9 protein-coding genes are annotated in these 10,857 nt (G+C 69.0%); 1 reads left to right on the top strand and 8 read right to left on the bottom strand.

Annotated features, from left to right (window positions below; translation table 11 throughout):
- Nucleotides 1–45: 45 nt before the first annotated feature.
- Nucleotides 46–2,406 carry a methyl-accepting chemotaxis protein gene (locus tag ABNQ39_RS15270; RefSeq protein WP_376961296.1) on the bottom strand — a complete coding sequence of 787 codons (2,361 nt, stop codon included), beginning with the start codon at nt 2,404–2,406 and terminating at the stop codon, nt 46–48.
- Between the two features lie 46 nt (nt 2,407–2,452).
- Nucleotides 2,453–3,649 carry an ABC transporter substrate-binding protein gene (locus ABNQ39_RS15265; RefSeq protein ID WP_376961294.1) on the bottom strand — a complete coding sequence of 399 codons (1,197 nt, stop codon included), beginning with the start codon at nt 3,647–3,649 and terminating at the stop codon, nt 2,453–2,455.
- Nucleotides 3,650–3,922: 273 nt separating this feature from the next.
- Here ABNQ39_RS15265 and ABNQ39_RS15260 point away from each other — a divergent pair, with 273 nt between their 5' ends.
- Nucleotides 3,923–4,291 (top strand): cupin domain-containing protein, encoded by a 369-nt coding sequence (locus ABNQ39_RS15260; protein WP_376961292.1) that lies wholly within the window; start codon nt 3,923–3,925, stop codon nt 4,289–4,291.
- 61 nt (nt 4,292–4,352) lie between these two features.
- Here the strand turns inward: ABNQ39_RS15260 and ABNQ39_RS15255 are convergent, their stop codons facing one another.
- From ABNQ39_RS15255 to ABNQ39_RS15230, 6 genes are read right to left on the bottom strand one after another with little or no spacing between them, the layout of a single operon-like run.
- Entirely contained in the window at nt 4,353–5,132 is a 780-nt protein-coding gene (locus ABNQ39_RS15255; protein ID WP_376961290.1) for an SDR family oxidoreductase, read from the bottom strand.
- Between the two features lie 25 nt (nt 5,133–5,157).
- The gene (locus ABNQ39_RS15250; protein ID WP_376961288.1) at nt 5,158–6,420 is read right to left on the bottom strand and encodes an acetyl-CoA hydrolase/transferase family protein; all 1,263 of its coding nucleotides are present in this window, start codon (nt 6,418–6,420) and stop codon (nt 5,158–5,160) included.
- 4 nt (nt 6,421–6,424) lie between these two features.
- On the bottom strand, nt 6,425–7,624 hold the full coding sequence (locus ABNQ39_RS15245; RefSeq protein WP_376961286.1) for an acetyl-CoA C-acetyltransferase: 1,200 nt from the start codon (nt 7,622–7,624) through the stop codon (nt 6,425–6,427).
- 20 nt (nt 7,625–7,644) lie between these two features.
- Nucleotides 7,645–8,553: an SDR family NAD(P)-dependent oxidoreductase gene (locus ABNQ39_RS15240; protein ID WP_376961284.1), complete on the bottom strand. Its 909-nt coding sequence runs from the start codon at nt 8,551–8,553 to the stop codon at nt 7,645–7,647.
- A gap of 23 nt (nt 8,554–8,576) precedes the next feature.
- The gene (locus ABNQ39_RS15235; RefSeq protein ID WP_376961282.1) at nt 8,577–9,740 is read right to left on the bottom strand and encodes an acyl-CoA dehydrogenase family protein; all 1,164 of its coding nucleotides are present in this window, start codon (nt 9,738–9,740) and stop codon (nt 8,577–8,579) included.
- A gap of 35 nt (nt 9,741–9,775) precedes the next feature.
- Nucleotides 9,776–10,810: an acyl-CoA dehydrogenase family protein gene (locus tag ABNQ39_RS15230; protein WP_376961280.1), complete on the bottom strand. Its 1,035-nt coding sequence runs from the start codon at nt 10,808–10,810 to the stop codon at nt 9,776–9,778.
- Nucleotides 10,811–10,857 lie beyond the last annotated feature (47 nt).

Raw genomic sequence — 10,857 nt, 5'->3', positions numbered from 1 at the left:
GGTTGCAGATGGGGAAGCCGCCACCGGCAGCCGGGCGCGGTGCCGTCAGGCCGACGCCACCTGCTTGAGAAAGCCGTCCACCTGCACCCGCAGGGAATCCGCTTCGCCGGCCAGCGCCGTCGCGGCGGCAAGGACGCGTCCGGCGATCCCGTCGGTACTCGCCATCGCGGCCGAGACCCCGCCGATGCTTTTGGAGGCGTCGCCCGTCCTCCCGGCCACCCGCTGCATTCCGGTCGCGATCTCGCGGATCGCGATGCCCTGCTTTTCCACGGCGTCCGACACCCCTTCGGTGATCGCGTCGATCCGGCCGATGATGTCGGTGATGGCCTGGATGGCCTGTGCCGAGTCCTGCGACGCCCTCTGCACCGACAGGATCCGGCCCGTGATGCTCTCCGTCGCCTGCGAGGTCTGGCTGGCGAGCTGCTTGACCTCTCCCGCGACCACGGCGAAACCGCGCCCCGCCTCCCCGGCCCGGGCCGCTTCGATGGTGGCGTTCAGCGCCAGCAGGTTCGTCTGCTCGGCGATGCCTTGGATCATCTGCACGATGGCTTCGATCTCCGACGCGGCCTGCGACAGCGCGGCCATTTTCCGGGTCGACTCCCTGGCTGCAGCGGTGGCTTCCGCCGTGATCCGGACCGAGCTGTCCATCTGCTGGCCGATCTCGCCGATCGAGGCCGACAGCTCCTCGGTCGCCGAGGCGACGGTCTGGACGTCGATGGTAACGCCGGAGGCCGCATCCGCGGCGCTCGACGCTTCCCCGGACGCCTGCCCGGTCGTCTCGGACAGGCGCGACGCCGTGTCCTGCAAGCTCCGGGCGGAGGAGCCCACCGCCTCCACCACCCGATGGACGTTCCGGTCGAACGATGCGGCGAGCGTTTCCATCGCCGCGCGCCGCGCCATCCCCGCCTGTTCCCGGATATCGTCCTGCTCCCGCTTCAGACGATCCATCTCCAGGATGTTGGCCCGGAAGATTTCGAGCGCCTCCGCCACGGTGCGCAGTTCGTCCCGCCTGTCATGGCCGGGCACGCTGTCGATCATCTCGCCCCGCGCCAGACAGCGCATGGCGGTGACGATCCCGGCCAGCGGGCCGGTGATCCCCCGCCCGATCCCCCAGGCGAGACCGCTCCCGATCACCAGGGCGAACGACACCCCCGCCGCGATCAGCCAGCCGGCTTCCCGCCGCCCCTGCTCCATCCGGTCGAGCCCGAGGCGGCGCAACCGCTCGGCCTGCGCGGCGACCTCTCCGGCACTGGCATACAGGCTGGCGGTCAGGCGCCGCTGCTCCGATTTGGCGACGACGATCTTCCCGGCGCCGGCGCGAAGCTGCCCGATGTCGTTGCGAAGCCTACCCAAATTCCGGCGGATGTCCGGGTCGGCGACACGGAAATAGATCTCCTCGGTAATCCCCAGCAGCAGCCCGGTCGATTGGTCGAGATCGGCGCTGTCGGTTCCGGTGGCGACCAGCGCCAGACCCTCGGCCTGCGCACGATTGCCGAGCCCGATCGTGGTGAGCGCGGCATCGCGGAGATCGGTGGCCTTGGTCAGCCGATCCTGCGCCTCCTCCATCTGGTCGCTCACGGTGTTGCGCTCCTCCAGAACCGCAGTCCTCAGCAGGCCCATGCGGTCCTGCACGAGCGCCAGCGCTCCGTCGAGCCCCCGCCCGTCGGCCGTGCGGAGCGCGGCATCGAGCACCTCTGTGTAGGCATCCAGCGCGGCGGCCAGCGCCACCACCGCGGCTCCCTCGCCCAGCCTTGCCCGCAGGGCCGTCACCGCGCCCCTGGTCCCGTCCTGAACCCAGCGCAACCGCTCCGCATCGGCCGGATCGGCCGATCTCGCCCAGACGGCCTGCGCGCCTTGAAGTTCGGCAAGATTCTGGCCGAGCGCGCTCATCAGTTGATCGGCGACCGCGACCTTCGCCTGACGCTGCTTCACCTGGGCGAAGGCGGTCCGCGCCGCCGACACTTCCTTGGCCTGGGCATCGGCGACGGCGGTCGCCACCGCTTGCAATCCCCCGGTCACCTCGTTCAGGGAGCGGCTGATCTCCCGGATGGCGCCCTGCTGCGCGGCCTGCTCCTCGACGGCGGCCCTGAAGACCCCGACCGGTGCCTCGAGCACCGCCTGCTCGTCGGTGGCGATCTCCGACAGCCGGACGACCAGGGCGATGTCCGCGAGCACCTGCCGGATCAGCCGCTCCACGTCTTTGCCGTCGTCCGGCGCCGCACCCCGCCCCGCCCTGTCGCCGGCGGCGACCATGACGGCGGCATCCATCGCCAGCTGCTGTGCCGCCTGGGCGCCGGCGACATGCCGCGCGAAGGCCTCCAGACCCTGCCAGCCGGCGGCTGCGACGGCGGCCGTCAACAGCAGCAGGCCGAGGAAGCCGCCCATGATCCTGGTTCTGATGGACATTGGAAATCCCCGTTTGGCGCGCGGCGGCATCGTCCGCCGCCGGCCGTCACTGTCCGATGCGGGCCTTCAGCTCGTCGGGCAGGATCCGTTGCCGCTCCACCAACTTTCCGCCCTGGATCTGGCTGACGATCACGGGGATGAGCATCTGCTGCGCCGACCCGTAATCCGCTTTTCCGCCATAGGCGGCCGGCCCGTAGAAGGAGTCGAACACCACCTCGGGCAGGGCCGCCGCGACCTTGCGCGGATCGACGCTCTGCGCCTTTTCCATGCCGGCCTTGAGCGCCATCACGGCATTGTAGGCGCCGATCTCGATGGCGTTCAGGTTCTCGCCGAACGCCGCGCGGGCCTCCTCGTTGATCGCCTTCTGCCTGTCTGTCGCGAACGGCCCGTCGAAGGGGATGGCGGCACCGACATAGACGCCGTTGGCCGCCTCGCCGCCGGTCTGGACGATGCCGTCGGTGCCCGATCCGGTGCCTTCGACCTTCACGCCGTCCCAGCCCAGCACCTTCAGCTCCCGGAGGATCGAACCGCTTTCGCCGGGCGGCGAGGTTCCGAGATCGACCGCATCCGGCTTCATGCCGGCGATCTTGGCGGCGATCGGCTGGAACTCGGTGGTTCCGCGCTCGTACCAGTCGCTCGACACCACCTTGACGCCCAGCGATTCCCAGACCTTGCGGTTGACCGGTTCGGAATCCTGCCCGGTCGCGTCGTTGGGATTGAGCAGCGCCACCGTCCTGATCCCGGGATTCTCGTTCTTCACATAGCCCAGCAGCGGCCCGAACAGTTCGTACGGCGTGTTCATCTGGGTGAAGGTCAGTGGGAAGTTCGGACCCTTGATGCTGGCGCCCCAGGCAACCGTGAACAGCAGGGCGCCGTTCCGTTCCGACAGCGACTGCAACGCCCGCACCGGCGCGGTTCCGATGCTCAGCGCGATGAAGCGCACCCCGTCGCGGTTCAGCAGCGTCTGCGCCACCTTCGCGCCGTCGGCGGCGTTGTACTTGTTGTCGTAGGAAATGCATTCGAAGGCATAGGTCTTGCCGGCGACCTTGACTCCTCCCGCCGCGGCGACGTCCTGCGCCGCCCGCTTGCAGAGCCAGTCCGCCGCCTTGCCCCAGACGGCCGCGGTACCGGACAACGGCACCGAGAGGCCGAGCCTGACCACCTCGTCCGCCGCCCGGCCGGTCCCGGCCGCCAAGGTGATCATGCCGCCGACGGCCAGAGCCAGCCTGACGCTTCCCTTCATGGTCCCTCTCCCTGATTTGAATTGTGGTGCCGGCAAAGCGCACCGTGTCGGGCCGGCAGGCCGCGTGCCTACCGGTCGCTGATCATGGGGCGCCTGCAAATATCCTAGAAACTGTGCATTCCCCAGCCATGTATTTCCAGCGGGACAGCGCCAGTTTTTAACTCTTCCTTCCATAGACATTGGCTATGTCCCGAATTTCCTTCATTGCGATCACGCCGCTCATCCGGAGAATGCTTTCTCACCAAACAAACAATTTGTCGGAATCGAAGGAAAATGGCTGAACAGGCGACACACTACATTTGGTGCGACCTGCCGTCGGAACATCTGCGCGGATCGATCACCCGGCGCTTCGTTACGAGCGGGACCGTGATGGTCGGCGAGGTGAAGTTCCGCAAGGGCGACACGGTGCCCCGCCATTCCCACCCGAACGAGCAATTCACCCACGTCGTCTCGGGCGCTTTGAAATTCACGTTCGGCGAAGCGGGGGAGCAGGAGATCCTCGTCGGTGCCGGCGGGATCGTGATGATCCCCTCCGACCTGCCTCACAGCGTCGAGGCCTTGGAGGACACGCTCGAATACGACATCTTCAACCCGCCCCGGCAGGACTGGATCGATCCGGCCAGCGGCTTCCTGCGCGGCTGAACTGGCTTGTTCCGGTTCGGGCCACAGGCCCGTCCCGGAGCAAGCCGGGAAGTCCGCCGCCTCAGCGGATCCCCTTCAGCATGCCGCCATCGACCTGCAGCGTTGTGCCGGTGACGTAGGAACTGCGCGGCGAGGCCAGGAACGCCACCACGTCGGCGATCTCTTCCGGTTGGCCGACACGGCCGAGCGGAATGTCCCGGCCCAGATCCTCCCACAGATCCTCCAGGCGGCTTCCGATTTTCGCGGACGCCTTTTCCAGGCGCCCGGTATGCACCGGTACCGGACAGACCGTATTGATGCGGATGTTGTCGGCGCCGAGTTCGATCGACGCGGTTTTGGCGTAGCCGATCACCCCCGCCCAGGTCGCGACGGACAGCCCATAGGTGGCGATCGGCTGGATGGCCGATATGGCGGTGATGTTGACCACACTGCCGCCGCCGCGCCGCCGCATCGACGGGACGAAGCCGCGGGTCATGCGGACGACGCTCATCAAATTCTGCTCGACCGCCACCGCCCATCGGGCATCGTCGAAGCCGAGCAGGCCGCCGACCGGTGGCGCGCCGTCATTGTTGACCAGCACGTCCGCTCCACCGTAATGGGCGAGGGATTGCGCGACGATGCGCTCGCAATCCTCTGCGCTGCGGATATCGGCGGCGATGGGAAGGACCTCGGCGCCGGTCTGGCTGCGGATGCGGTCCGCCGCCTCCGCCAGCGCCGCCTCCTTGCGGGCGCTGATCGCCAGTTTCATCCCTTCACCGGCCAGCATGCGCGCGATGGCATAGCCGATGCCCTGGCTGGCGCCGTTCACGACGGCAACCTTCCCAGCCAACCGCAAGTCCATGATGCCTCCTGCCCGAAATGAAGCTTCAGCGCGCCAGCCCGAGGTCACGGGCTTCGCGGTCCAGCCCCTCGCGGAACGGTGGGGCCGCGACGTCGATCATCCGCTTCACCCGCTGCGACAGGGTGAGGCCGCGCAGATCGGCCACGCCATGCTCCGTCACGATGATGCCGGCATCGGAGCGGGCCGTGCTGACCGGGCCGGACAGGTGGCCGACGATGCGGCTGACCGTCCGGTCCGCCTTGCCGGCGGTCGCCGGCAAGGCGACGATGGGCAGTCCACCGCGCGAGCGGTGGGCGCCGCGCAGGAAATCGACCGCACCGCCGACGGCACCGACATGGACCCCCTTGACCATTTCGGCATTGATCTGGCCGGTCAGATCGACCTCGATTGCGGAATTGATCGCGACGAAGCGGTCGATGCTCTCCAGAACGCCGGTATCGTGCGTGTAGGCTGTGGCCCGCAGCGACAGCGCCGGATTGCGGTCGGCGAACTGGTATAGCCGCCGGCTGCCCATCAGCATTCCGGCCACCGACACGCCGCGATCGACCGTCTTGCGGGCGTTCGTCACGACGCCCCGCTCGATCAGGTCGACCACCTCGTCGCCGATCACGCCCGAGTGGATCCCCAGGTCGCGCCGGTCGGCGAGATCGCCCAGGATCGCCTTCGGCACGCCACCCAGCCCCATCTGCAAGGTCGCACCATCTTCGATCAGGGCGGCGACCCGCCGCGCGATCAACTGGTCCACGGGACCGGCATCGGCCGCCGGCAACTCCACCACCGGCCGCGAGGTCCGCACCATCACGTCGATGGCGTCGGCCGGCAGGACCCCGTCCCCACCGGTCCAGGGAGCCCGCCCATTCACTTCGGCGATGACCAGACGGGCCGTGGCGACCAGCGGCACCAGATACTCGTGCGCAAGGCTGAGGCTGAACCCATGCGGCCCTTCCGCCACCTGCACCAGCAGCACATCGACCGCCCCGGGGAGCCTGGCCGCCATGTCCGAGTAATGGCAGGGCAGCGGGTCGAGCAACCCGGCGGCGGCCAGCCGCCGGTTCTCCCCGCTGCCGCAATAGCTGGAGAAGGTGACGGCGTCGGCATGCGCCGGATCGGCCGTCCCGGTCAGCGTGATCCCCAGGAAAGCGCGGAAGCCGCCGATGCGATGGCGCTGGGCCATCAGGGCGGTGGTCAGCGGCAGCGGCTCCGCCGCCGCCTGCCCCCAGGCGACCAGATCGCCGGGACGCACGAACTCGGTGAAGTCCAGCGCGTCGAGGGTGATTTCGCGCGGCACCGCGTCAAGCCGCCTCGAACAGGGCGGCGAGACCCTGCCCGCCGCCGATGCACATGGTTTCCAGCCCGTAACGCCCCTTGCGGCGGCGCAGCTCGTGCAGCAGCGTGGTCATCATCCGCACCCCGGTCGCCCCGATCGGATGGCCGAGCGAGATGCCCGAGCCGTTCACGTTGAGGCGGGAGCGGTCGTCCCAGTCCCACCCCTTGAGCACCGCCAGAACCTGCGCGGCAAAGGCTTCGTTCAGTTCCACCAGATCGATGTCGGCGAAGGACAGCCCGGTCTTGCCGAACAGCCGTTTCAACGCCGGGACCGGGCCGAAGCCCATGGTCGCCGGATCGCACCCCGCCGCAGCCCAGCCGGAGAGGAAGCCCATCGGCGACAGTCCCAGCGCCTCCAGCCTGTCCTCGGCGACCACGAGGCAGGCTGCGGCGGCGTCGTTCTGCTGGCTGGCGTTGCCGGCGGTCACGGTGCCTCCCTTGATCAAGGGGCTCAGGCGGGCCAGGCTTTCCGGGGTCGTGGCGGGACGAATGCCCTCGTCACGACCGACGACCACCGGCTCCTGCCTGCGGCGGGGAACCGTGACGGGGACGACCTCCTCGTCGAATCGCCCGGCCTCCCAGGCGGCGGCGGCCCGGCGATGGCTTTCGGCGGCGAAGGCGTCGGCCTCTTCCCGCGTGATCCCATGGATGCGGGCAAGGGTCTCGGCCGTCTCGATCATGCCGGAGATGCGGCCGAAGCGGTGCTCGGGCTGCGACCGCTCCCGCCCGCGGTCGAGCCGGTCGTAGAGAGCGGCGTTTCCGGACCGGGCACCCCAGCGCATGCCGGTCGTATAGTATTCGATGTTGCTCATGCTCTCGACGCCGCCGGCCAGCACGACGTCGCAGGCCCCGGTCTCCACCATCATGGCGGCAGTGATCAGCGCCTGGAGACCGCCGCCGCAGCGGCGGTCCAGCTGCATCCCCGGAACCTCGACCGGCAGCCCGGCATGCAGGGCGATCCAGCGGCCGACGCAGGGCGTCTCGCTGTTGGCATAGGACTGGGCGAAGACCACGTCCTCGACCAGCGCCGGGTCGATGCCGGTGCGCTCCAGCACGGCCCTGACCGCCACCGCGCCGAGCTCCTCGACCGGCACCGGCTGAAGGCTGCCGCCGAACGTGCCGACCGGCGTCCGGACCGGGCTGACAAAGGCTGCTCGTCTCATCATCGATCACTCCGGTGGCGGGATCAGACGGGATCCCAGCTGAACACGTCGGCGCTGCAGTCGAGCGGCACGAAGGACGGCTTCAGCGCCGCCATGCCATGCTCGACGATGGTGTCGGGCGTCCAGCCCTCGCCGCGGTGGATGGTGCGCAGCGGCCGGCTCTGGCTCATCAGGACGATTTCGTTGTTGCGCGCCGCGAAGATCTGCCCGGTGACGCCCTGGGCGGCGTCGGACGCCAGGTAGACGGCGAGCGGGGCGTTCTTGGCCGGCGTCATCCGCATCAGCTTTTCCACGCGGGCCTTCTGCTCGGGTGTCTCGGCGGGGATGCCGCTGGTCATCCGGCTCCAGGCGAAGGGGGCGATGCAGTTGGAGCGCACGTTGTAGCGTTTCATGTCCAGCGCGATCGACTTGGACAGGGCGGCGACGCCGAGCTTGGCCGCGGAGTAGTTCGACTGCCCCAGATTGCCGATCAGCCCGGACGTGCTGGTCATGTGGACGTAGGCGCCCTTTTCCTGCGCACGGAAATGGTCGGCGGCGGCCCGGCTGACGAAGAAGCTGCCGTTCAGGTGGACGGCGATGACGGAAAGCCAGTCCTCCGGCGACAGCTTGTGAAACATGGCGTCACGCAGGATGCCGGCATTGTTGACCACCGCGTCGATGCGGCCGAAATGGTCCAGCGCCGCCTGCACGATCTTCTGCGCACTGGCCCATTCGCTGACGCTGTCGGTGCTGATGCAGGCGCGGCCGCCGGCCCGCTCGATGATGGCCCTGGTTTTCTCGGCCGGCGTCGCCGACTGGCCGGCACCGCCGAGCGATGCCCCCACGTCGTTGATCACCACCGCAGCCCCGGCGGCGGCCATCGCGATGGCGATGTCGCGGCCGATGCCGCCACCGGCACCGGTGACGATCACGGCCTTTCCTTCAAGTAGCATTCGTAGAATCCTCGGGTTTGAATTCAGGAGGGCAAGCCCAGCACACTCTTCGCCAGGATGTTCCGCTGCACCTCCGACGAGCCGCCGTAGATGGTCGCCGCGCGGGCGGTGAGGAACAGGCCGGCCGGATCCAGGTCGCGGTCGCCGCCGATCGGGTCGAGCATGCCGGCATGCTCCGCCGCGATCTCCATCATCGTGTCGGTGATGCGCTGGAACAGTTCGCTCTGGTGGATCTTCAGGAGCGACACGTCGGGCCCCAGGCTTTCGCCGCGGCGCAGCCGGTCGGCGAAGGTCTCGAACAGCGCGTTGTGATCGGCCAGATCGAGCGCCAGCTGCGTGTAGCGGTCGCGGAAGACCGGATCGTCCCAGACGCCGAGATGCCGCGCCAGATGCTTCAGCCGCGCCAGCGCATGGGCCGATTGGCGTGGCGAGCCGAGGAAGATGCGCTCGAACCCCAGCAGTGCCTTCGCCATCGACCAGCCGCGGTTGATCTCCCCGACCAGATTGCCCTTCGGTACCCGGACATTGTCGAAGAAGACTTCGCAGAACTCGTCATGGCGGTGGATGTTCAGGATCGGGCGCACCGTGATGCCGGGGCTGTCCATCGGCGCCAGCAGGAAGCTGATCCCCTCCTGCTTCTTGCCCCCCTTGGCCGTACGGACCAGCAGGAAGATCCAGTTGGCGTCCTGGGCCAGCGTCGTCCAGGTCTTCTGGCCGTTGATCACCCATTCCTCACCGTCGAGCACCGCCTCGGTCCGTAGCGAGGCGAGGTCGGAACCGGCGTTGGGTTCGCTGTAGCCCTGGCACCAGATATGCTCGCCCGCGAGGATCTTCGGCAGGAAATGGGATTTCTGTTCCTCGCTGCCGTGACGGATCAGCAGGGGGCCGAGCAGGATGATCCCGTGATCGGGCAGCCGGGCCGCCCCGAACCGCTCGAACTCATCGACATAGATCAGCTGCTTGGAGGCCGAAAGGCCCATGCCGCCATACCGCCGGGGCCAGCTGGGCGCCAGCCAGCCATGGCCGGCGAGGGTCAGGTACCAGTCCCGGGCCTCGCCCCAGTGCAGTCGCTTTGCCGGGTTGCGCAGATGGCGGGGATGATGATCGGCCAGGAAGGTCTGGACGGCGGCGCGGAATTCCTCGTCGCCCAGCGCATCGAAATCCGGCGGTTGCGTCGGGGTCGTCATGATCTGTGTTCGCCTCTCGTCTGGGATCGCCGGCTTCACGGTCCGTCCACCACGTCGTCTATTGGGGACTGGAGCGCAGCGTAGCGGCGCCGGTGCAGGGCAGCCCCGCCATAGGCGGCCGCCAGCACCATCGCCTTGCGCAGGTAAAGGCCGACATCGCATTCGTCGGTGTAGCCGATCCCGCCATGCAGCTGGATCGTCTGCCGGGTCACCAGCATCGCCGCGTCCGAGGCGCGGGCCTTCGCCCGCGACACCGCCGCCTGCGCCTCCGCGCCGACGGCGCCGCCGTCGAGGCAGGCTGCGGCACTCTCGACGCTGGCACGGGTCAGCGCCGCCTGGAGCGCCAGGTCGACCGCGCGATGCTGCAGAGCCTGGAAGCTGCCGATCGGCACGTCGAACTGGCGGCGCGTCTTCAGATAGTCGACGGTCAGCGCCAGCGCCCCCTCGATCACCCCCAGCAGGTAGGCCGCGGTGGCGAGCGCAGCCTCGTCGAGCACCCGGCCGGCGTCGCCCGGCAGGAGCTCCCCCTGCACGCCGTCGAAATGCAGGGTCGCCAGATGCCCGCCATCCTGCGCCGGGGACCGTTCGATGGTCAGGCCGGCGGCGTCGCGCGGCACCAGGACCAGACCGCTTTCCGTCGTCACCAGGAACTCGTCCGCCCCATCGGCGGCCGGCACGAAGCGCTTGCAGCCGGAAAGCCGCCCGCCGGCGACGCTCGCTCCACCGGCGGGGTCGAGGCTGCCGGCGCGCTCCTGCCACGCGAGCAGCACGATACGGTCGCCCGACAGCCGGTCGCTGCCCGCGTTACGGCCGAGCAGGCGGACGGCGGCGGCGGCGGCGATCAGCGGCTCCGGCGTCAGGGTGGCGCCCAGTTCCTCGACCAGCGCGCAGAATTCCAGCATGCCGAGGCCGGAGCCGCCATCCGCCTCGTCGACCCGCAATCCGATCCAGCCGAGATCGCCCATCGCGCGCCAGACCGCGCGGTCGAAGCCGGGCGACCGGTCGCGCCAGTCGCGGGCGCGCCGCAAGTCGCCGCGCTTGGCGATCGCCTGCGCGCTGTCACGGATCATGCGAATGTTTTCCAACCGGTCCGCATCGATACTCATAGCCCCGCACC

Source organism: Azospirillum sp. A26, from assembly GCF_042604635.1.
GTDB lineage: Bacteria > Pseudomonadota > Alphaproteobacteria > Azospirillales > Azospirillaceae > Azospirillum > Azospirillum palustre.
This window is presented reverse-complemented; position numbering and strand designations above follow the sequence as displayed.